Source organism: Paenibacillus sp. FSL R10-2199 (assembly GCF_038000235.1).
GTDB classification, from domain to species: domain Bacteria; phylum Bacillota; class Bacilli; order Paenibacillales; family Paenibacillaceae; genus Paenibacillus_AQ; species Paenibacillus_AQ phytohabitans.
In genome coordinates, this window is the sequence record NZ_JBBOBO010000002.1 from 1,053,102 (window position 1) to 1,074,771 (window position 21,670).

The window sequence follows — 21,670 nt, forward strand, 5'->3', positions numbered from 1 at the left end:
TCCTCCCGTATGTTTATGATAGGCTACGCTAGAGTACAGTTTAATCCTCCAGTGTTAACCCCGAATGAACAACAAGACCTCTTTGTGTAAAGAGTCCGTGTTTTTCCTGGATTAATCCGTGTTTTCCCGGCCTCTCCCCGTCCTATTGCGGTCAGCATCCCCGACTAAGGTCGGGAACAAAGAACAGTCTGCAGGCTGTTTTGCTGCGCAGGATAAATTCGTACAATACATACATAGACAACGCAGTGAACACGCCGCGAACCGGCGCTCACCATAGAAGAGAGGAAGATATCACTATGACAAAAAAATTAACCCGCTCCGTAACAGACAAGAAGCTCACAGGTTTATGCGGAGGACTGGCACGCTATTTCAACGTTGATACGACCCTTGTAAGATTGCTTGTTGTTGCCGCTACGTTTTTCAGCTTCGGTACTGTTATTTTTCTCTATATCATCGGCAGTCTCATTATCCCTCAGGAATCCTACGGCGGCTTCACTGACGGTTTCGACTACTAATCACTCGTTCCAGAATACCCAACCCTAACTAAAAAGGAGATTATAACCATGAGTATATTCCAAAGAATCACAACGTTAACCAAAGCAGCTATCCACGAGGGACTGAACAAACTGGAAGATCCGATGCTGCTTACCGGACAATATCTGCGGGATCTGGAGGATAAAATCACCGATGCCGAGAGCAAACAGCGTGAATTCAAAGCCGCTGCCAGTGTGCTGGAGCGCCGCATCTATGAATATCAGGTGCTTGCGGAGCGCAGCGAAGCGGAAGCCGTTCAAGCCATGAGCGAAGGCAATGAGCCGGCAGCCCGCGCTGCAGTAATGGCTAAACTGCGCTATACGGAGAGCGGACAGGAATGCACAGCCGGACTGCAGGAGACTCAGGCCACACTCGCCTCGCTTGAGGTTCAACTGGCGAATGTGAAGGAAGAACATAAACGCCTCAAGGCCAAAAGAGCAGAGCTGGCGGAACGTGCCCGCAAAGCGGCAGAGATTAAGCAGGCGGCTCAAGCAAGCGCCTCTGGTTCCCCGGCCGGATGCCGCGGCCAGGTCTTGAACGCCGGCAGCGCATCCCGCGGCTTCGAACGGATGGAGGACAAGATTGCCATGCAGGAAGCCCTTGCTGAGCAATCCGGACTGGCCGCAGCAGCTGCTGCCGCTCCTGAATCTCCGCTGAATAGCGCGGTTGAGGCTGAGCTTGAGCGCCTGCGTAACCGCAAATAAGCTGACGGTGTGACGTCAGCAAGACAACAAAGACAACAAAGACAACAAAGACAACAAAGACAACAAAGACAACAAAGACAACAAAGACAACAAAGACAACAAAGACAACAAAGACGCAAAGACAACAAAGACAACAAAGACAACAAAGACAACAAAGACAACAAAGACAACAAAGACAACAAAGACAACAAAGACAACAAGGATGCCTCCCTTTCTTAAGGGAGGCATCCTTGTTTGGTGTCTATGCGAGTATGACAGCAAAGGCTTCGTAAGGCTGTAATTGCAATTGCTTAAAGTCCACATCATCTCTGGGATAGTTGCCGATGATGAACCCGGCCTGACCCAGCTCCGGCAATTCCAGCGTGATTGGCTCCCCTCTGAAGTTGGCCGTCACCAGCCAGGTCTGTCCTTCATAGCGGCGGAAGTACATGAACACTTGATCCGGCACGCCGGTCACCAGTTCGAAATCACCCCATACCACAATCGGGTTGTTCTTCCGCAGTTCAATCAGCTTACGGTAGCAATGGAACACAGAATCCGGGTCCTTCAGATTTGCCTCCATATTAATTTCCTTATAATTCGGATGGACAGGCAGCCATGGCTCTCCGGTTGTAAATCCTGCGTTACGGGTGGCATCCCATTGCATCGGAGTCCGGGCGTTATCTCTTCCCTTGGCATTAATGGAATGAATGATAGCTTCCTTGGCATAGCCTTGCCCGATCCGTTCATGATACATATTGATCGCCTCAATATCCTGCGCTTCGCTGATATCCTGAATCGGATAATTAGTCATTCCGAGCTCCTCGCCCTGATAAATGTAAGGCGTGCCCTTCATCAAATGCAGAAGAATGGCGAACATTTTGGCGCTCTGCACACGGTACTGTTTATCATTGCCCCAGCGCGATACAATTCTCGGCAAATCATGATTGTTCCAGAATAGACTGTTCCAGCCCTCGTTCCCCAGCTCGGTCTGCCATTTCGCCAGCACCTGCTTCAATTCGCTTACATCCAGGGGCTTCAGATCCCACTTCTCTCCCCCGTCCTGCTGATCCAGACCGATGTGCTCGAACTGGAACACCATCGACAGCTCCTTGCGGTCCGGATTGGAATAGAGCTTGGCTACTTCCGGAGTCGCCCCCCAGGTCTCTCCCACCGTCAGAACATCATGCGCTCCGAAGGTCTCCCGGTTCATCGCCTGCAGATATTCATGAAGCTTAGGACCATTTCCTGTGATCTCCTGATCGGGAATTTTGCCGACCAGATCAATCACGTCCATGCGGAATCCGCCGACGCCCCTATCCAGCCAGAAATTCATCATGTCCCATACCTCTTGACGGACCTTGCTGTTCTCCCAGTTCAGATCCGGCTGCCTGCGGCTGAATAAGTGCAGAAAGTACTGGCCGCTGACTTCGTCGAGCTCCCAAGCCGATCCGCTGAAGGTTGAACGCAGGGCGTTGGGAACGCCGCCGTTGACCGGGTCACGCCAGATATAATAGTCACGGTACGGGTTATCCCTTCCTTTACGGGCCTCAATGAACCATGGGTGCTCATCCGAGGTATGGTTGACGACCAGATCCATAATAATCCGGATATTGCGCTGCCTGGCCTTCTCGATTAATTCATCCATGTCATCCATGGTTCCGAATTCGGTCATAATATTCTGGTAATCGCTGATATCATAGCCGTTATCGTCATTGGGTGATTTGTATACGGGACTAAGCCAGATTGCGGTAATGCCAAGCTGCTCCAGATAGTCCAGCCTGCTAATAATCCCCCGGAGATCGCCGATTCCATCCCCGTCGCTGTCTTGAAAGCTTCGGGGATATATCTGATAAATTACAGCGGTCTGCCACCATTTCGTATTGTTCAACCCATTCACTCCTGTATGCTAAATTTAACTACAACCATGGACCAGATGCGCAGGGACGGCAAAGTGAATCTGGCCGCAAGTCCTTGCCCGTGCGGAACCACCTCGTAATCCAGGACAATCACTTCCTGGGCCTGATCATCCGGGCTGGCCGTGTAAATGCATTCAATCGGCTGTTCGATTAATAGTGTGCACACTACACCATTTTGAGCTTCAGGCCGCTGTTTCTTGCCATGCTCCCAATAATCATCTTCAAGCCCGGCAAGATTAATCAGCTGCAGGATCTGATAACCCGGCTTGCGCTTAATGATCGTCCAGACAGAATCAATATCTCCGTTCGGTGCAAAAGGCACATTGCCTTCGAAGGTAATCTCGGTGTTAACCCCGGCGGTATAGGTATAAGACACATCTTCCAATTGCGCATCATGTATCAGCACTCCAAAACGCACGATGAAATCATAGTAACGTCTGACCTCAATGGCAAATTCAGGCCGCATCACTGCATAATCGGGATAGTAGGGCATGGTCAGCATTCCATGATCCTCACCCAGCAAGAGGTGATATCCCCCGCTGGCGAATATGGAGGCCATCGTCAGCAGCGCTCCGTTCTCAGCCCATTCCTTGTCATGTCCGGCTTCCGGGTAGAAGGAGGGCAGATAGGCGGAGAGGATCACCGGCTTGTGCGGGTCCAGTGAGCGCGCATTATCTATCAGTCCTTTGAGCTCACGCAACCGGACTACAGGCGGCCATACTTCAATATAAAGCGCCTCCTGATCCGCCGAAGCCGTCTTGTTGATAGGGTAATTGCCCACATTATTGAAAATAACCCCGGCCTCTGCCTTGATTTCCTTTACGGCCGCATGGGTCCGGTTGATCAGTGCCGGATAACATTCCGCCAAATCGACCTGTTCTTCTTTCCCCCCGATCCGGCGCACAGCTTTCTTCGGAAAACCGTATTGATCCATATGAATTCCGTCGAATCCGGCCTGTACGGCCTGACGGAACTGTTCAACAATATGATCGGTCCAAGGCGAATCCGGTGTAATATCCATAATATAGAACAGATCTATTAATTGAAACGGTTCTCCCTGGCGGTTATACAGTCCCCATTCCGGACGCGCCTGCAAGAAGTCCTTAAGACTTGCATATACCGCTCCATAGGCCAGGGCCGCCATCCCTTTATCGTGTACGGCTGTGACCTTTTCACGGACCACCTTATAGGACATCGTCCGGCCCATCGGATCAATAAATTCATCCTCTTTTGGAACCAGATCATCATGCCGGTACATCCAGTCATAGAACTGTATGACATTCAAGTGGAATTTGTTCATGCTGTCGACGTCACGGGTGTCTCCGGATTCTTCACTCCGGAAATCGCTCAGAAATCCATACCGCGGCGCCCGGCCCCAATGATCGGCAATATCGTATGAGGTATAGGCGGTTGAGACTACAGCTTCATTGCAGAGAACTGCAGCCTTGACCCCATAACCCGCCCACTCTGTAGCTTCAGTGAACAAGGGAACAGGCACTTTTTGTCTCAAGCCTGGTTCCGTAAGGATGCTAAGTCTTTCTTCAGCAACCTGCTGCTCCAGCTTGTAGAAGCCGACAACCAGCTGCAGAGTCGCCTTCTCCCGGGTCTCCACTTCAATGATAATGCTGCCGGATTGACCGGTTTTGTACTGGGCCTGATCGGGATATATATCTATATGCGTCAATACGCCATTGTCCATATGAATACTCCATTCCATGTAGATTGAGCTTAGCCATTCCGCTTATTTCTTGCCGTTTTCAGCCAGCCAGGCATCCAGCTGCTTTTGCACTTCCGCGAGTACTTTGTCTGCTCCCGCCGCTTTTTGTTTTTCCAGCATTTTAGGAAGAGACTCTTCCGGATCGAGCTGACCGGACTTCAGACCGTCAACAAAGGTTTTGTTGGCGTTGTCGATCGAGATCAATTCATTTTTTACCGGCTCCGGATCGAAGACAAATCCAAATATCCGTGAAGGATTAGAAGAAACCTGTTCGTTGAACTTCTCGTAGTTCTGGTATTTATTCGGATCCTCGCCTACACGGGTATAGTTGAGCATTTGATTGCCGAGCTGCCACATAATATCGTGATAGTAGCCGACATTATCTGTAGTTTTGCCTTCCGGCAGCGCAATTTGTCCGTCTTTGAGCACATAATGGGTTCCCTCAATCCCGAAGTTGAAGAGGGTCAGCAATTCCTTGTCCTTATAGAAAAGGTTAAGCAGCATCATGGCACGTTCCGGATCTTCAGAGCTTTTTGCAATCGAATACATGGTTGCTGTCATTTTCCCTGTCTGCAAACGGTCAATATTGAGCGGAATTTGCAGCATCTCACGGCCCGCTTTAATCGAACCATTCGGTGATACGGCTGCTTTGCCGATCTCCATATCCGCGATAATATCCATATCAGAGACAAAGGCGAAGCCTTTACCCGCTTGAATCTTCTTCCAGGCATCCAGACCAGGTGTCAGTGCATCCTTGTTAATGTATCCTGCCTTGTACCATTTGTTGGTAAGCTTGGCAAGCTCCAGATACCGCGGAGTCGTGTAGGAATTGATAACTGTATAATCATCTGCCACTGTTCCCACGGTGTTAATCGCTGCAATACTCACTATAGAATCCAAATTCGTGGATGAATAGTAAGCTTCGAGAGGAAAGCTCGGTGCCACTAAAGGCGTAATCCCCGGTTCGTTCTCCTTGATGGTTTGAAGCATGGGCTCCAGATCCTCGACTTTACCAGACTTCAGTGCAGTCAGATCAAAGTTATATTTGTCCACAAGCTCTTTGTTCAAGTAGACCCCTTGTGCACCGCCCAGCTCCTGGTGGGTATGAATACCGTATAGCTTGCCGCCGCGTTTAGCCGGCCCGTGATAGTCCTTCTCTACAGCTTCGATGTCCGGGCCGTATTTAGCGAGCAGCTCATCCAGCGGCAGCAAGCCTCCCTTGGTCACCTGTTGCTGGAACCCGAGCCAATCCGCCGTAAACAGCAGGTCCATTTTGTCGCCGGAGGCCATCATCAGGTTCGTTTTATCACTCCAGGCACCCCAGTCGATAGGATTCAGCTTGACCTTCATGTTCATTTCCGGATAAGTCTTCTTCAGATAATCATTCATCGCATCCTGTACCCGCTGATTATCATTTTGCGGCGCATCGGGGAATACCATTACAACTTCGTAAGGCTTCAATCCGGAGCTGGCCTCGCTTCCCGGCTGGACTGTGCCCGCCGGTGAATTCGCACCATTATTCCCGCCGCAGCCGGTTACTACAACTGAAGTCAGCACAAGCGATGTCAATACAACAGAACTCTTTTTCAACCACTTCATAAATAGTAGACCTCCCTGGAATCCTTCTGTATTCTGCCTCATCATTCTGAACTTGCTTATACTAATCCGGTCATATACCGGGATCAGCCTTTCACAGCGCCTACGGTAAGTCCTTTGACGAAATACTTTTGCAGGAAAGGGAATACCAGCACCAGCGGTCCGATTGCAATCATCGCCATCGCCATCCGGATGGATTCAAGCGGCGTTGTGACCTGTGCGGTTGAGCTGTAAGCCTTATTGGCAATCGTCTGCAGGAACGAAGCGTTCATTAAGGTTTTGGTCAAAAGATATTGCAGCGAGAACAGCTTCTCATTCTGGATGAAGACCAGGCTTGTAAACCAGTCATTCCAGTAGGATACGGTGGTGAATAACCCGATTGTAGCCATTACAGGCAAGGACAGCGGCAGAATAATGCTGAAGTATGTCCGGAATTCACCTGCCCCGTCGATCTGAGAGGAATCAATCAGGGAAGGCGGGATGCTGTTCGTGAAGAAGGTCCGCATGATGATTACATTGAAGCCGCCGATCAGACCCGGAATGATAAGCGCCATCAGCGTATCCTGAACATGCAGGAACCGGGTGTAGACAAGATACCAGGGCAGCAAGCCGCCCGAGAACAGCATCGTGATCAGGATGTAGAAGCTCAGGGCACCTCTAAGCGGGAACTCTTTCCGCGACAATGCATAAGCCATGGCCGAAGTCACAAACAGACTGATGACAACTCCAATGAGCGTTACCGAGGCAGACACACCGTAAGCCCGCAATATTTTCCCGGCATCTTCAAACAAATACTGATAAGCGACAAGACTGAATTTGCCGGGCCAGAAGCTGTATCCATTCGCAGTCACCCAGTCTTCATCAGCAACCGAGATCATAAATACAAGCCAGAACGGGATCAGGCAGGCAAGACTGAACAATGACAGGACGATAAGGATAAAGGGATTAGTTCGTTTTTTCTCCATGGTGTCCTCCTTCTAGAACAAAGCATTTTCTTTGCTGAATTTACGGACGGCCAGGTTGACAGTAATGACAAGTGTAAAGCCAACCACCGATTGCAGCAGCCCTGCCGAGGAGGCGAGTCCCGTATCACCGGTAACCATTAACGCCCTGTATACATAGGTATCGATAACATCCGTTGTCTCTTTGATCATGCCGGAGGCCATGGTTGCCTGATAGAACAGACCGAAGTCAGCGTTGAAAATCCGGCCGATCGCCAGCAGTGTCATGATGATAATGATCGGAGCAATCAGCGGAATTGTAATTTTCGTCATTTGCTTCCAGCGGCTTGCCCCATCAATGACGGCCGCTTCATAATATTCAGAGTCTATCCCGACAATGGCTGCCAGATAGACGACGGCCGAGTAACCCACACCCTTCCAGGTGTTAACAAGGGTCAGGATATAAGGCCAATGCTCTGCTTCCGCATACCAGTTTCTAGGATCTATCCCGAAGGGCTCCAGAATGAATTTATTAATGAATCCCAGCTCCGGATTCAGAAATCCATAGACGATATAGCCGACAATGACCATGGAAATGAAATTAGGCAGGATCACTGTGCTCTGAAAGAACTTGGAGGCGAACTTATTTTTGACCTCGTTAAGGAGAAGTGCCAGCATCACCGCAAGTATCGTATTGATGATCAGGAAGCTAAGGTTGTACAGCAAGGTATTCCTGATGATCAGCCAAGCGTCGTTCGAAGCAAACAGAAACTTAAAGTTGTCCAGTCCGATCCATTTGCTGCCCCATATTCCTGCCGTATAATTCAGGTCCTTGAAGGCCAGGAAAATACCGAACATGGGCAGGTAGTTATTGATCAGCATCAGCAGCACACCAGGCAGAGCCAGCACGACCAAGGCCCTGTACTTCCATATGCTTTTCCATTTTGAGTTGCTTTCCGAAGCCATAGTTCCACACCTTCTTATTGGGTTATGGCTTCATTATAAGGAGTTGCCTGCAGCTGCTCTGCCGTTTTTATAACCTTAGTCTATTCGTTTTGTGACCTTCCGGTATTCCTGGGGATTGACGCTGAACTGCTTGCGGAACATTTTGGTAAAATGAGAGAAATTGCTGTAGCCCACCTGCTGCGCGATCGCGCTGACCGGCATATCCGTGGTGTCCAAAAGCTCGCGGGTGCGGTCCAGCTTCACTGAAATCAGGAAATCGATAAGAATCTGGCCGGTCTCTTTCTTGAACAGCCTGGAGAGGTAAGCCGGGTTCAAGCCCACATAATCAGCGACACTGGCCCTGGAGATCTCTTCCTCCACATGCTGCTGGATGTAGCGGATGGACCGCTCAATCAGACTCCCCTTTTCCTGCCGCTCGAATTCCGCTTCCATGACCGCCGATACGATCCCTTCCGCCCAATGCCTGTATTGAAGCAGTCCCCGTATCCTAGCGGTTGTCCAGTCTGTAAACAGAACTATGCTTCCCGCATTGATTCCTCTTACCTGCAGGAAGTGGTATATAATCTGCAGGGTATCCTGATGCAAGGCGTCCAGATGTCTTCCCTGAAAGCAAGGATTGGCTTCCAGCTTCGCTGTCAGATTATGAATGAACTGCACAGCGGACTCACGTTTGCCGTTCAGCATATAAGAGATCAAGTCACCCAGCAGGATATCCTCCGAATTAGAATTAGTTGATAGCATCTGGTCCTGCGGTAAGTATAAGAGTACGGATTGGGTCCGGGAGATATTGTCACGCTCCATGATCTTTAGACTTTCGCACATTCCCGGCAGCTCCTGCAGGGGTTTGAACGAGCCGACATAGCAGGTTACGATGCTGTAGAACAACTCCTGGCAAGCTTTGATAAAACGTTTACCTATGGCCGTGAGCTTCTGCATGCTAAGCTTCCTAGTCTCCCTTTCTCCCTCCGCACCTTTGGCATACAGCAGAATGAACAAAACTCCGCTTTTATCCGTAACGGCCTCTCCCGGATGCTCTTCGGTAAAACATTCCTCCGCTGCTTTCTTCACAGCATATTCCATAATTTCCTGATCACGCGGACTGAGCGGTTTGGACCACTCCTCAATACTGATCAGAATCGGGAGCACCTGATCCTCAGGATTTAACCCTACCCCCGCACCCGCCAGCTCCCTATCAAAGAAATCCCCGAACGACAGGATGCTGCGGGACAACAAATCCTGCCAGAAACGTTCCACACGCTTCGGCTTTTCTTGTTGCCACAGATTCAGATACTTATGATACATTTGGTTATAGGACTCATACTCTTCCTTCTCGCGGATAGCAGCCATCATTCCCGATACGGCAGACAACAGCTCATCCGTGTCAACAGGCTTCAGCAAGTAATCAAAGCTCCCGAGGTTAACAGCTTTCTTGGCATAGGAGAATTCGGAATGGCAGGTCAGAAAAATCGATTCCGTCCAGGGAGAGTGCTCCCTCACCCAGCCAACCAGGGAAAGGCCGTCTTCATCCGGCATTTCAATATCGCAAACCAGCAATTCTATTCTGTGATTATTCAGCAGCTCCCTTGCCTTGTCGGCCCTGTTCGCCGTCAAGACCTCTTCAATCCCATACGCCTTCCAGTCGCAGCAGTAGAGCAGCCCCTCCACAGCGAATTGTTCATCATCTACAATCAATAATCGCATTGCTCATCGTTCTCCTTCTGTATATTCAATAGGCAGGCTAAGCCGCACACGAAATCCGGATGGCTCATTGTCGCTGAAGTGAATTTCAGCTCTTCCCTGATAGATCATCGCCAGCCTTTGTTTCACATTCCAGATCCCGATATGCCCTTCATCTGTAGCCGGGTTGTAATCCTTTGAATTCAGCTCCCGCAGCTTCTCTGCACTGCTGCCTTTTCCGTTATCCGCGATTTCAATGATCATGGTACCGGCTGCTTCTTCTGAGAGACCAGCCGAAATCTCCAGATGAAAGATCCCGGCTTTCAGGCTTATGCCGTGAAGCATGGCATTTTCTACAAAGGGCTGTACCATCAAGGAGGGTATGGAGGCACGGCTAAGCTCTTCGGCTATGGTGATCTGAAACTCAAACGACTGCTGGTAGCGCAACTTTTGAATTTCCAGGTAATTGCGGAGATGTTCAAGCTCTTGTCCCAAAGTAATACGGTTATCCTTGACCTGAAGCATAAAGCGGAAATACTGCACCAGATGCCGTACTGTCTTTTTGACCAATTCGAAACGTTTCAGATCGGCAAGCTGAAAAATAATATTGAGCGTGTTCAAGAAGAAGTGCGGATTAATTTGCATTTGCAAATGCTTCATTTCAGCTTTTTGCGCATTGATCCGTTCCTCATAGATATCAATTCTCAGATCTTGAATTTCTACAACCATATTATTAAAGGCCTGATTCAGCGCCTGGAACTCCACCAGGTTAGAATCGGGAAGCTTGGTTTCCATGGCGCCGTTGCGAATCCGGTGGATGCCGCTCAGCAGATCCAGAATCGGGCGGATGACCATACGGCGGAAATAATATAAGTAAACCAGTAAAATGAGCAAAATAATAAAGGGCAGTACATTAATAATCGTCTGGAAGGTATTGAGTCCCTGGAGCAGCTCGGAAGCGGGGATGACCACAGACAGATTGATTCCCAGGGCGGATGACTGGCTGGACACCACAAACCACTTCAGGCCATCATGTGTAAAAGAAAAGGAAGAATTCAGATTCATCTTCTCACCCGGCAGCTTGAAGTCGTAGCCCATGGATGCCGAAGGACGGGTTAAGATATTCCCTGCATTATCCACAATAAGCACATCACCGCCCGATTGCAGGTTCAGATTGCCCAGCGGTGAACGCATAGAGTCGATTCGGATCAGAGCGCCAATGCAGGCGGTATTGCCCAGATTATTGCTGACGGTCCGGTTTAAATAGTAATCTCCGGCAATTTTAACGATCGTCCATTTGTACTGAAGCGGCTCCAGATGATCTTCATTTTGAACGTTTCTCGTAATCCAATCTCTTATCCGGTCCATATCATCCTCTGTCGTTCCTAATACATTGGATAGTGTCAAGGTATCATTAACGCCGGAGTACAGATAAAACATGTCCACACTATGGTAATAGGCCTGGTAGGCCTGATTTCTCTGCATAATCCCCATACGGGCAAAATAATATTCGGATTCTGTCAGCCCCGGCTGGTTCAATTGAAGAAAATTCACATCATGATCAACAATATCGACCAGATTAATTGTTATGTCCTCCAGACTGCTCTCCATCATCTCAAGATTGGAGTTGACCAGATTCTGATAGGATCTGGATACCTGGTCGAGCACAATTCCCTTGGCATAATATCCCCCGGCAAAAAGAACGGCGAGGAGCGGAATCGTTATTGCAGCAGACAGCTGAATCAGTTTTACACCCAGTGAGTTTTTCCTGTTTTTCATAATGCTCCTTTCTATAACTATCGAGTAGGAGGGGGCGGCAAGCCCCCGTCCTCTCACACCACCGTACATGCGGGTCCGCATACGGCGGTTCCAAAAGGTTAACAAAGTTCCAGATAGCGTGAAAGTAAACTCTTCAGCCCTTTTTGCTTCCCAATAGGAAGTCGAAAGGGCGTTATTCGTGTTCCGGGACATTTCCCACGCGCCTCGCCGCGAGTTGGCCATCTTAAAACAAGCCCACTTTGGAACCCCGAGTGCTCGAAGCTCGCGGATTCGTGTACGTACTCGTTTCCACTGTTTCCACAGACACATTCGAAGTCTCCTCCGAATCCACTGGTCCAGTGTTTGGAAGTGTGTCTTCGCCGAGGCTAGACGGAAATAACCGAGCCAACCCATCAGATAGCGGTTCAGTCGGTAAATCCTTTCTTCCATGGAAATGGACCAGGTACGTTTCGTTAGCTCTCGAATTCTCCCTTTAAAAGCTGCGAGACTCTTCGGAGCAATCCGAATCGTTGCCTGTTTCTGGCTCAGGAAACTGAATCCTAAGAACTTTCGGTGCCAAGGTCTCGCTACCGCACTTTTCTCCCCGTTTACTTTCAGTTTTAGCTTTCCTTCTACAAACCGACTTACCGATTCCATGACACGCTCGCCTGCTCGTTTACTCGCCACAAAGATATTACAGTCGTCCGCGTAGCGTACGAATCGCAAACCTCGCCCGGTCAGTTCCTTGTCCAGATCATCCAATAGAATGTTTGCTAGAAGCGGACTAAGCGGACCGCCTTGTGGCGTTCCCTCCCGGCTACGCTCCCATTTTCCATCCACCATAACTCCGGCGTTTAAGTAAGCACGGATTAGCGTCAGCACTCTTTTGTCCTCCACTTTCCGCGCCACTCTTGCCATTAGCATGTCGTGGTTTACCTTGTCAAAGAATTTCTCCAGATCCAAATCCACGACCCATCTGAGGCCGCCTTGGATATATCTTTGGGCTTGTTTAACGGCGTCATGCGCGCTCTTCCCCGGCCGAAAGCCGTAGCTGTACCACGAGAATTGTGCGTCAAAGATCGGGTTCATGACTTGTAAAAGTGCTTGCTGGAGGAAACGGTCCATCACAGTCGGGATGCCTAGCTGCCGTACACCGCCTCCAGGTTTGGGGATTTCCACCCGTTTGACTGGCGCAGGTCTGTAAGTTCCCGTCAGAAGTTCAGTTTTCACCGATGCCCAGTGCGTATTCAGGTAAACTTGTAGATTCGCTACCGTTACACCGTCCACACCGGGCGCTCCTCCATTTTGCACCACTCGTTTGTAAGCGAGTCGAAGGTTATCTCCTTTGAGCATTTGCTCCAGCAAGTTGTTCTGGTCTTCGCGAGAGGAAGGGACGACTTGTGCCGACGAAGAACTCGGCGCTCCGGCATACCCTGACGGCTTCACCGCTTCTCTTTGCCGCAAGCTCCCTTGCGAGATATTCTGCTGTCGTTGCTCTTCATGCGAACGCATCGCTTTCCTCTCTCCTTTCGGTTCAGCCCTTCCGTAAATTGTTGCAACAGCTTACGTACTATGGCTTCTGCTGACTCCTGCCAGTTCAGCGCAGCCTCTCAGCTACGGTTACAAGTTTTTTTTCTTGCTTATCTGACAGGTCTCCCCAGATAAGAACGTCATCTGTCTGCCCGCGACCACTGGAGTATACCGCGCCAGCCCTTGGCGGCTTTGGATTTCGTCATGTTTAGGTGACTCATCCGACTGACACAGCCTCAAATCCAGTTCGTGTACCTTGGCCCGTGCTTTTGCCTCCGGCTTCCTTCAGATTCCACCTCACGGTGGACACCCTTGCCCTTGGCTAACGGTAGGCGCTCGCCAGCCCCCGTTCGGGACTTTCACCCTAAAGATGACGCCCATGCTGGGCGTACTAACATAAGAAAGAGTCACCTCAGTGACCCTTATCCTATGAATTTTTTTCACAAGAATTGTTTTTCTTTTAACGTAAACGTTTACTCAAATATGCAAAAAACATACCTTTATAAGATCTTCCCCACCTCCTCCAAAAAAATCTATGGTGTGAATTTATACGTTCACTTGAATGTAAGTTATGTATTTTTGTACCTACAATCTTAAATTCCCATTACGTAAACGCTTACTATAAAAGTTATCTCGTTTATTTTTCCTTGTCAATGCTTATTTTATATAATGTTTAATTCCGGTTGACAAAGAAAAGGCAAGAACTTATATTTTCAGTAAGCGTTTACTGCTAAACGACAGGTAGGAGAGTCTATGAATCCCACAATTAAAGATGTTGCCCAAAAGGCGAACGTATCCATTGCCACCGTCTCAAGGGTTCTGCATAACTTAGGCGGATATTCAGATAAAACGAAGCAAAAGGTAGATCAGACCATCAAAGAGCTTAAATATCAGCCGAACGCTATCGCCCGCGGACTGATTAACAAGCGTACCCAAACCATCGGCGTGTTATTTCCTGATGTGTCGAGCGCCTTCTCCTCCGATCTGCTCCACGGAATCGACGAATTCGTCCATGACCGCAATTACAGTGTGATGGTCTGTAACACCGATCAGGACGGCAAACGTACGCTGAAGTATTTGCAGCTGCTGCGCGAGAAGCAGGTTGACGGGATTATTTTTTCCAGTGAAGTGCTCAAGAAAGAGTATTATGACATGCTGGAGAGCATGAAAGTTCCAGTGGTGCTGGTCTCTTCCCAAACGGATTTTGCCAACGTACCTTATGTGAAGGTCGATGATTATCAGGCGGCCTATGACGCTGTCCATTATCTGATCACCAAAGGCCACCGCAGAATCGGCATGATCAGCGGAACCAAGGGCGATCCCATCGCCGGAACTCCACGGGTCGAAGGATACCGCAAAGCGCTGGAAGCACAAGGTATCGCCTTTGATAGCCGTTACCTCGTATATGGAGACTTTTCATACGAAAGCGGCTGTAGAGCCATGGAAGCCATATTACGGAGAACACCGGAGGTTACTGCTGTCTTCGCGGCCAGTGACGAAATGGCGATTGGTGCCCTTTCCACCGTTACGAAGCATGGAATGAATGTGCCTGAAGATATCTCCATCATGGGATACGACGATCTCCGGTTAGCCCGGATGGTCAATCCGCCATTGACTACCGTGCGCCAGCCGCTATATGACATTGGAATGATCGCTTCCGAGAAGCTGATCGGCATGATTGAAACAGGGGAGCCTGCGAAGAGTCAAATCTGTACCCACTCCATTGTGGAAAGGCAATCCGTTCGGGCAATTACCTGACCAAGGACATGTAACCCGTTCTTTCGGAAAAATAAAAAGGCTGCCCCTAACGCCGTATTGGCGAAAGGAGCAGCCTTTTTCCTGTATATACCTGATTTAATCTCTCTCGACAGCAAGCCTCACCAATACTCTGGCGCCCTGTACCAGCACAGCCTCATCAATGTTGAACCGGGGCTGGTGTAGCGCATGGGTTATCCCCCGTTCCGCATTGCCGCAGCCGATAAAGGCAAACGCCCCGGGCACCTGATCGAGATACCAGCCGAAATCTTCCCCGGCCAGGCTCGGCTGCTCCAGCAGATACGCCTGCTCATCTCCCAGCACCTTGCGCGCTGCGCCGAGCATCTGCTGAACGGCCAAGCCGTCGTTCACCACGGCAATGCCTTCGCGCAGCTCCAGGCTGCTGCTGCCGCCATAAGCCGAGGCTATCGCTGCAGCGTGGCGCTTCAGTCCTTCCGTAATCCGGCTGACGGTTGATTTCGTGAAGGCTCTGAAGGTGCCGGTCAGCTCACTGTGCTCAGCAATGACATTGATTGCTGTTCCAGCACGCAGTGTGCCGAAGGCCAGCACCGCCGCTTCCGACGGATTGATCCCACTCGCCATCAGCCCGTTCACCTCGGTAACAAACCGTGCCGCCATCTGTATAGCATCTACCGCTTCATGCGGCGCACTGTGATGTCCGGCGGTGCCCCGGAATTTCACGGTGAAATGGCTGGAGGCCGCCATGGCATACCGGGGATGAATGCCCAGCGTACCAACGGCAAGCTCCGGCATCACATGCAGCGCATAACACTGGTCCACACCTTCCAGAATGCCGTCTTCGATCATATCCCTGCCGCCGGAGAGCAGGCGCCCGTCCAGCGAACTGCGGCTTGCGCCTTCCTCCGCCGGCTGAAAGACAAAGACCACCGTGCCGCTCAGCTGATGGCGGAATGCCGCCAGGGTCTGCGCGGCCCCGAGCAGCATCGCCGTATGGGCGTCATGCCCGCAGGCATGCATAACACCAGGATTCCTGGACTTATAGTCCACCTCATTCAGCTCAGCAACCGGCAGCGCGTCCATATCCGCCCGCAGCAGAATTACCGGTCCGCTCCCTGCCGTTCCCCGCAGCGTCCCGGTGACTCCCATCCCGAAATGCCGGCCCACATTCCGCCGCACCTCAATGCCCCATGATTCGAGGAGTTCGGCAACCTTGCCGGAAGTGCGGGCCACATCGTAGAGCAGCTCCGGATGGCTGTGCAGATCACGGCGGATCGCGATCAGCTCCGCCTCCAGCCCGCCGGCATACTTCATCATGGCTTCAAGATCCGGTTTCAGACGGTCTGCACCGGACTGCATTTGCGTCACACCTGCCCTGCCGGTTCAGAAGCCTTAGAGTAACGGTTCTCCGGCACTGGCAGTCCGAGATTACCCCGCAGCGTATCGCTTTCGTATTCGGTGCGGAACAGTCCGCGTTCCTGCAGAATCGGAACGACCAGATCCACAAATTCCTCCAGACCGTTCGGTACGGCAGCTGCCAGCATGAAGCCGTCGGCTGCTCCGGCCTCGAACCAGGTCTGAATCTGATCAGCCACCTGCTCCGGCGTGCCGATGAAGCTGCTGCGAGGCGTAGCAGACTGCAAGGCTACCTGCCGCAGAGTTAAGCCCTGTTCTTTAGCATCCTTTTTGATTTTGTCCGTGCCGCTCTGGAAGCTGTTCCGGCCCAGATCACCGACATCCGGGAAGGGCTCATCCAGCGGATACTGCGAGAAATCATGATGCTCGAAGAATCTGCCCAGATAGTTCAGCGCATTCTCGATCGTCACCAGACCGGCAACCTCCTGGTATTTGCGTTCCGCCTCCTCAGGGGTAGCTCCCAGAATCGGTGCTATTCCAGGGAAGATCAGCACTTCTTCGGGATTGCGCCCAAACGAAGCTACGCGGGTTTTCACATCCTTATAGAATTCCTGGGCAGACTCCAGCGTGTCATGACCCGTGAAGACGGCATCCGCTACGCCCGAGGCATAATCCTTGCCGACCTCTGAGGACCCTGCCTGGAAAATAACCGGCTGCCCCTGCTTCGAGCGGGCGATATTCAGCGGCCCCTTCACAGAGAAGAATTCACCCTGGTGATCCAGCGTATGCACTTTCTCCGGATCGAAGAAGACGCCCGTCTCCTTATTGCGGACAAACGCATCATCCTCCCAGGAATCCCACAGCCCGCGCGCCACCTCCAGATATTCGGCGGCAATGCGGTACCGCTTGCCATGATCGGGATGCTCCTTCTTGCTGTAGTTAAGGGCAGAGCCTTCAAGCGGTGAGGTTACCACATTCCAGCCGGCCCGTCCGCCGCTGATGACATCCAGCGAGCCAAATTGCCGGGCTACAGTAAACGGTTCGCTGTAGGAGGTGGACAAGGTACCCACTAGACCAATGCGGCTGCTGACCGCTGCCAGCGCACTAAGAATTGTCAGCGGCTCGAAACGGTTGAGGAAATGAGGGATAGACTTCTCATTGATGAACAGACCATCTGCAATGAAGATCAGATCCAGCTTGCCTTCCTCTGCTTTGCGCACCCATTCCTTGTATAACTCAAAGTTCACACTGGCATCGGGCTTCGCATCGGGATGACGCCACATGGAGGTGCTTCCTCCAACCCCGTGCAGCAGTGCCCCCAGCTTCAATTGTCTCGGTGTAGTCATGTTCATTCCTCCTCAAGGTTGTGTATTCATTACAAAGTGGCTTGCTGTGCAGAGAGACCGGCTTCCGCTCCCTGCTTGATCCGCTCGATCTGGGCCAGATGGGTCTGCACATGGGCGGTGAAGCTGCGGACGATATCGGCAATCCGGACAGTGTCTCCCTTGACATTAATTCCGCTTTTCTCCCATTCTGCGGCACTCAGTCTTCCGAGCAGGAGACTATTGTAATGCAGCAGGCTGCGGAACAGCTCCAGGCTGTCTGTCGCCTTCCCCTGATTGCTGTGCTGTCCGTTGACCCAGGCATCCTGATTGAACGCCGGAAGCTGCACCTTCGTATCCGCCAGAATATCACGAATGCGGAAGGAGACCACGATGCTGTGATCAGCCAGATGTGCCAGTACCTCGGTTACGCTCCAGTTGGCCGGTTCTGCCTTCCACTTCAGCTGCTCATCAGATAAGCCTTCCAGTGCCTGCACCAATTGCCCGTGCGTATTCAAGTACTCTGTTAGCTCCACACTGCTCATTTAGATTCCCTCCAATGTAAGTTTCGATGGCGGCTGGTCAGGCCCGGTATTGAAGCGTGACAGCGCAAAAGGCGCAATATTCTGCCTCGTATTTCCCTGCACAGCCAAATCTGCGAGGATCTCTCCGACTACGCTGGAGAATTTGAAGCCATGTCCCGAGAAGCCTCCAGCCAGCAGTACATTGCTGTATTCCGGGTGGCGGTCAATAATGAAATCCTCATCCGGTGTATGCTCATATTTACAGACGGAGCCTTTAAGCAGCTTCCCTGCTGCGCCAGGCATATAAGCCTCCAGCACGCGGCGGAGGTCGCCTTCATCGCTCTCCAGACTGCCGAACGGTGCCAGCGGTTCGCCAGGCCTCCATTCCTCGCCTGTATCATGGCGGCCGATCTTCAGTCCCGCCCCGCCGATGCCGGGGAAGCCGTAGAACCCGCCTTCCTCAGCACCCAGCGTGAAGCCGGGGAACCTCCCGGCCTCGAAGTCCGGCGTACTCCCAAACCAGCCCACTACCTTGCGGATGGCCTTAATCGGCAGGCTGACAAAGGGTGATAATGACTTAAACCAGGCACCGGCGCTGAGAACAGCAGCCGCTCCATGGTAATCACCGTTCTTCGTATGAACCGTGACACTCCCTTCGCGGGCGGTCACATTCAGCACGTTTGTATTCGTCAACAGCTCCGCACCGTGAGCCAGCGCCAGCTGCCGGTAAGCTGTTATGCACCGCTCGCTATAGAGGTAACCCGCATCCGGCTCATACATCGCCTCGAAGGATTCTGGAACGTTCAGCGCCGGCCAGCGGCGGCGGATTTCGTCCGCATCCAGCTGCTCGGCCCGCACCTTACGCTTATGCGCTTCCTCCAGGCGGCCGGCGAAGGAATACACGCCTCTGTCAGCCAGATTGAGCACGCCTGAAGGGACAAGCAGCTCCGTCCCGCTCTCCGCTTCGGCTTCTTCCCATAGCACCTGGGCACGGAGTGCCAGGTCAATATAGGCCGGATCTCCGCTATAGGCATGCCGGATCAGCCGGGTCTCCCCGTGATGGCTGCCTTCGGTATGCGGCGGATCAAAGGCATCGATCAGCAGCGTCCTCACGCCGCGCCGGGCCAGATGATAACCCGCGCTCATGCCCATCGAGCCTGAACCGACTATAATCACATCATATACGGGATGGTCAGCTATGATCCGCACCCCCTTCAGCCGCGAAATGCTCCAGCACCCGTACCGCCAGGCTGCTGAAGAATCCGGCACCTACAGGCAGAGCCGCTTCGTCCAGATCGAACGCCGGGTGATGCCATTCCCGGCTTCCGGCCGTGCCGGTGAAGACAAATAAACCGGGAACCGCCTGCTGGTAGAAGGCGAAATCCTCCCCGGCCGGTGAGGGCACCGGCTTCACGGAGGTGTAGCCCAGGTTCGCAGCCGTTTCTTCTCCCAGCAGGGCCAGCAGCGCATCATTGATAACCGGCGGCGGCCCGCCGATCCAGCGCACGCTGGCTTCCGCCCCCAGTGCGGCCGCAACACCTGCCACCACCTCTTCGAACCGTTTCAGCACTCTGCTGCGCACCGCTTCATCGAAAGAACGGATCGTCCCTTCCAGCACCGCCGTCTCCGGGATGATATTCCACGAGTTCCCGCTGTGAATCTGCGTAACGCTGATGACAGCACTGTTCAGGCTGCTCACATTCCGGCTGACGATGGATTGCAGCGCCGTTACGATATGCGAGGCCGCCACGATGGGATCTATACCGGCCTCCGGCACTGCCGCATGGGTTCCGAACCCGCGGACCTCCGCGATGAAACCGTCAGCGGCTGCCATCAGCGGACCTTCCTTAATACCGATGGTCCCTACCGGCAGATCCGGCTTATTATGCATCCCGATGACCGCGCGGACATTATCCAGCGCTCCGGCAGCGATAATCTGCTGCGCGCCTTTGGCTTTCTCCTCGGCAGGCTGGAACAAGAAGCGGACCGTTCCCTTGAGGCTGTCTTCCTGCGCCTTCAACTGATATACCGCCCCCAGCAGCGCAGCCGTATGAAAGTCATGCCCGCAGGCATGCATTTTGCCCGGAACCTGTGAGGCATAAGGCAGCCCGGTTTCTTCCTGAATCGGCAATGCATCAATGTCGGCCCGCAGGGCAATCACCGGACCGCCCTGCAAGCCACCGATCTCGGCAATCACTCCGGTCTTCAGCCCGTAATCCACTATTCTCACTCCTGCCTGCTTGAGCAGGGAGGTGATATATTTCGTAGTTTCATATTCTTCATTAGAGAGTTCAGGATGCCGGTGCAGATGACGGCGGATCTGGGCCAGCCGCTCATTGAACGGTAATGTATTTATTGCCTGTGCAGCGGATTCTGCAGCTGTGCTTGTCATGATGAGGCCTCCGCCGGAACCCCGGCGAGCGCTTCAGCCAGCAGTTCGAAAGAACGCAGCCGCTTATCGAAGGGCTGCACGTTGGTCGTTACAATGAACTCCTCTACCCCGGACGCCTCAGCCAACGCCTGCAGCTGTCCGCGGACCGATTCCTTCGTTCCTTTGGTAACCTCAGGCTCCCGCTCTTCCAGGGTGTAGGGCTCCGTGCTCTGGCGGGTGAACTCCTCCGCCTGCTCGCGGGTAGCCACCGTCAGCTTCTTCCCGCTGGCGAGGTGAATGCGGATCAGCTTATGCGCTCCGCCCAGCTCTTTGGCCTCCTCTTCCGTATCGGCCACGATTACAGCCAGCGCGATGATCACTTGCGGCTCCTTCCCGCTGCTGATATTGAAGCCGCTGCGGTAAGCACGCACCGCTTCCAGGGCAACGGCCTGATCGCCGCCGATGAACAAAGAGAATACATACGGCAGCCCCAATTCCGCAGCGATTTCGGCGCTGGCGACACTTGCACCCAGTACATACAGCTGCGGCGGAGTTCCCGGCAGCGGGCCAGCCTTCAGCCCGGTGAGCGGATGATCCTCCTCCAGCCGGTTATGTACATATTTCTCCAGCTCTATGATTTTATCGGTCAATGAAGGAGCCTCGCCGCCCCCCTGCTGCAGCGCCTGCGTACTGCGCGGCAGCCCGCCGGGAGCGCGCCCGACGCCCAGGTCTACACGGCCCGGGGCCAGCGCAGCCAGCACGTTGAAGTTCTCCGCCACCTTGTACGGGCTATAATGTTGCAACATAATCCCTCCGGAGCCTATGCGGATGCTCTCCGTCTTGGCCAGCAGATGCGAGATCAGCACCTCCGGTGAAGATCCGGCCACCTGCTCGGAATCATGATGCTCGGATACCCAGAACCGGCGGAAGCCGAGACGCTCCGACAGCTGCGCCAGCTGGACTGTATGCTGGAAGGCCTCCTCCGGCGTCTCTCCCGGATAAATCGGGCTTTGATCCAAAACGCTGATTGTAATCGCCATAG

The 21,670-nt window shown here is 52.4% G+C and carries 17 protein-coding genes and 1 pseudogene; 4 read left to right on the forward strand and 14 right to left on the reverse strand.

The genetic code is table 11. From position 1 onward, the window contains the following. Positions 1-296: 296 nt before the first annotated feature. Genes NYE33_RS32355 through NYE33_RS32365 form a run of 3 tightly spaced genes read left to right on the forward strand, consistent with a single transcriptional unit; the run spans position 297 to position 1,457 of the window. The gene (locus tag NYE33_RS32355) at positions 297-515 is read left to right on the forward strand and encodes a PspC domain-containing protein (protein WP_042134555.1); all 219 of its coding nucleotides are present in this window, start codon (positions 297-299) and stop codon (positions 513-515) included. A gap of 48 nt (positions 516-563) precedes the next feature. After that, complete coding sequence (locus NYE33_RS32360; RefSeq protein WP_336101193.1) at positions 564-1,238, forward strand: PspA/IM30 family protein; 675 nt, start codon at positions 564-566, stop codon at positions 1,236-1,238. Between the two features lie 9 nt (positions 1,239-1,247). Beyond that, positions 1,248-1,457 (forward strand): hypothetical protein, encoded by a 210-nt coding sequence (locus NYE33_RS32365; protein ID WP_341069416.1) that lies wholly within the window; start codon positions 1,248-1,250, stop codon positions 1,455-1,457. Positions 1,458-1,479: 22 nt separating this feature from the next. Here NYE33_RS32365 and NYE33_RS32370 read toward each other — a convergent pair whose 3' ends face one another. The 8 genes and pseudogenes from NYE33_RS32370 to ltrA all read right to left on the reverse strand — a co-directional run bounded on the left by NYE33_RS32370 (position 1,480) and on the right by ltrA (position 13,303). Continuing rightward, positions 1,480-3,108, reverse strand: a complete 1,629-nt coding sequence (locus NYE33_RS32370; RefSeq protein WP_341069418.1) for a glycoside hydrolase family 13 protein — start codon at positions 3,106-3,108, stop codon at positions 1,480-1,482. A 5-nt stretch (positions 3,109-3,113) separates the two neighbouring features. After that, positions 3,114-4,853 (reverse strand): glycoside hydrolase family 66 protein, encoded by a 1,740-nt coding sequence (locus NYE33_RS32375; protein ID WP_341069420.1) that lies wholly within the window; start codon positions 4,851-4,853, stop codon positions 3,114-3,116. A 24-nt stretch (positions 4,854-4,877) separates the two neighbouring features. Then, complete coding sequence (locus NYE33_RS32380; protein ID WP_341069422.1) at positions 4,878-6,452, reverse strand: ABC transporter substrate-binding protein; 1,575 nt, start codon at positions 6,450-6,452, stop codon at positions 4,878-4,880. Between the two features lie 83 nt (positions 6,453-6,535). Continuing rightward, on the reverse strand, positions 6,536-7,414 hold the full coding sequence (locus NYE33_RS32385; protein WP_076242447.1) for a carbohydrate ABC transporter permease: 879 nt from the start codon (positions 7,412-7,414) through the stop codon (positions 6,536-6,538). A gap of 12 nt (positions 7,415-7,426) precedes the next feature. Next, a complete protein-coding gene (locus tag NYE33_RS32390) occupies positions 7,427-8,356 on the reverse strand; it encodes an ABC transporter permease (RefSeq protein ID WP_341069423.1) in 930 nt (309 codons plus the stop codon). A gap of 75 nt (positions 8,357-8,431) precedes the next feature. Then, positions 8,432-10,057, reverse strand: a complete 1,626-nt coding sequence (locus NYE33_RS32395) for a response regulator (RefSeq protein ID WP_341069426.1) — start codon at positions 10,055-10,057, stop codon at positions 8,432-8,434. 3 nt (positions 10,058-10,060) lie between these two features. After that, positions 10,061-11,893 carry a cache domain-containing sensor histidine kinase gene (locus tag NYE33_RS32400; protein ID WP_341070075.1) on the reverse strand — a complete coding sequence of 611 codons (1,833 nt, stop codon included), beginning with the start codon at positions 11,891-11,893 and terminating at the stop codon, positions 10,061-10,063. 17 nt (positions 11,894-11,910) lie between these two features. Next, positions 11,911-13,303, reverse strand: a pseudogene (gene ltrA / locus NYE33_RS32405) (group II intron reverse transcriptase/maturase). A 771-nt stretch (positions 13,304-14,074) separates the two neighbouring features. Here ltrA and NYE33_RS32410 point away from each other — a divergent pair. Next, entirely contained in the window at positions 14,075-15,079 is a 1,005-nt protein-coding gene (locus NYE33_RS32410) for a LacI family DNA-binding transcriptional regulator (protein WP_341069429.1), read from the forward strand. A gap of 96 nt (positions 15,080-15,175) precedes the next feature. Here NYE33_RS32410 and NYE33_RS32415 read toward each other — a convergent pair whose 3' ends face one another. From NYE33_RS32415 to NYE33_RS32440, 6 genes are read right to left on the reverse strand one after another with little or no spacing between them, the layout of a single operon-like run. Then, positions 15,176-16,414: a M20 metallopeptidase family protein gene (locus NYE33_RS32415; RefSeq protein ID WP_083705119.1), complete on the reverse strand. Its 1,239-nt coding sequence runs from the start codon at positions 16,412-16,414 to the stop codon at positions 15,176-15,178. A gap of 5 nt (positions 16,415-16,419) precedes the next feature. Beyond that, positions 16,420-17,757: an LLM class flavin-dependent oxidoreductase gene (locus NYE33_RS32420; RefSeq protein WP_341069432.1), complete on the reverse strand. Its 1,338-nt coding sequence runs from the start codon at positions 17,755-17,757 to the stop codon at positions 16,420-16,422. Between the two features lie 29 nt (positions 17,758-17,786). Further along, the gene (locus NYE33_RS32425; RefSeq protein ID WP_341069435.1) at positions 17,787-18,278 is read right to left on the reverse strand and encodes a DinB family protein; all 492 of its coding nucleotides are present in this window, start codon (positions 18,276-18,278) and stop codon (positions 17,787-17,789) included. Beyond that, complete coding sequence (gene solA, locus NYE33_RS32430; RefSeq protein WP_341069437.1) at positions 18,279-19,433, reverse strand: N-methyl-L-tryptophan oxidase; 1,155 nt, start codon at positions 19,431-19,433, stop codon at positions 18,279-18,281. 16 nt (positions 19,434-19,449) lie between these two features. Continuing rightward, the gene (locus NYE33_RS32435) at positions 19,450-20,649 is read right to left on the reverse strand and encodes an amidohydrolase (RefSeq protein ID WP_341069440.1); all 1,200 of its coding nucleotides are present in this window, start codon (positions 20,647-20,649) and stop codon (positions 19,450-19,452) included. Then, positions 20,646-21,668, reverse strand: a complete 1,023-nt coding sequence (locus NYE33_RS32440) for an LLM class flavin-dependent oxidoreductase (protein ID WP_076242443.1) — start codon at positions 21,666-21,668, stop codon at positions 20,646-20,648. The genes NYE33_RS32435 and NYE33_RS32440 overlap by 4 nt, the downstream gene beginning before the upstream one ends. Between the last annotated feature and the right edge of the window lie 2 nt (positions 21,669-21,670).

Excerpts from the sequence above, each read along its gene's own strand:
- NYE33_RS32425 (WP_341069435.1), bottom strand. The coding sequence starts at position 18,278 with ATGAGCAGTGTGGAGCTAACAGAGTACTTGAATACGCACGGGCAATTG.
- NYE33_RS32420 (WP_341069432.1), bottom strand. The coding sequence starts at position 17,757 with ATGACTACACCGAGACAATTGAAGCTGGGGGCACTGCTGCACGGGGTT.
- NYE33_RS32440 (WP_076242443.1), bottom strand. The coding sequence starts at position 21,668 with ATGGCGATTACAATCAGCGTTTTGGATCAAAGCCCGATTTATCCGGGA.
- NYE33_RS32415 (WP_083705119.1), bottom strand. The coding sequence starts at position 16,414 with ATGCAGTCCGGTGCAGACCGTCTGAAACCGGATCTTGAAGCCATGATG.
- NYE33_RS32380 (WP_341069422.1), bottom strand. The coding sequence starts at position 6,452 with ATGAAGTGGTTGAAAAAGAGTTCTGTTGTATTGACATCGCTTGTGCTG.
- NYE33_RS32385 (WP_076242447.1), bottom strand. The coding sequence starts at position 7,414 with ATGGAGAAAAAACGAACTAATCCCTTTATCCTTATCGTCCTGTCATTG.
- NYE33_RS32390 (WP_341069423.1), bottom strand. The coding sequence starts at position 8,356 with ATGGCTTCGGAAAGCAACTCAAAATGGAAAAGCATATGGAAGTACAGG.
- NYE33_RS32375 (WP_341069420.1), bottom strand. The coding sequence starts at position 4,853 with ATGGAATGGAGTATTCATATGGACAATGGCGTATTGACGCATATAGAT.
- NYE33_RS32395 (WP_341069426.1), bottom strand. The coding sequence starts at position 10,057 with ATGCGATTATTGATTGTAGATGATGAACAATTCGCTGTGGAGGGGCTG.
- NYE33_RS32435 (WP_341069440.1), bottom strand. The coding sequence starts at position 20,649 with ATGACAAGCACAGCTGCAGAATCCGCTGCACAGGCAATAAATACATTA.
- NYE33_RS32360 (WP_336101193.1), top strand. The coding sequence starts at position 564 with ATGAGTATATTCCAAAGAATCACAACGTTAACCAAAGCAGCTATCCAC.
- NYE33_RS32355 (WP_042134555.1), top strand. The coding sequence starts at position 297 with ATGACAAAAAAATTAACCCGCTCCGTAACAGACAAGAAGCTCACAGGT.
- NYE33_RS32400 (WP_341070075.1), bottom strand. The coding sequence starts at position 11,893 with ATGCGGACCCGCATGTACGGTGGTGTGAGAGGACGGGGGCTTGCCGCC.
- NYE33_RS32410 (WP_341069429.1), top strand. The coding sequence starts at position 14,075 with ATGAATCCCACAATTAAAGATGTTGCCCAAAAGGCGAACGTATCCATT.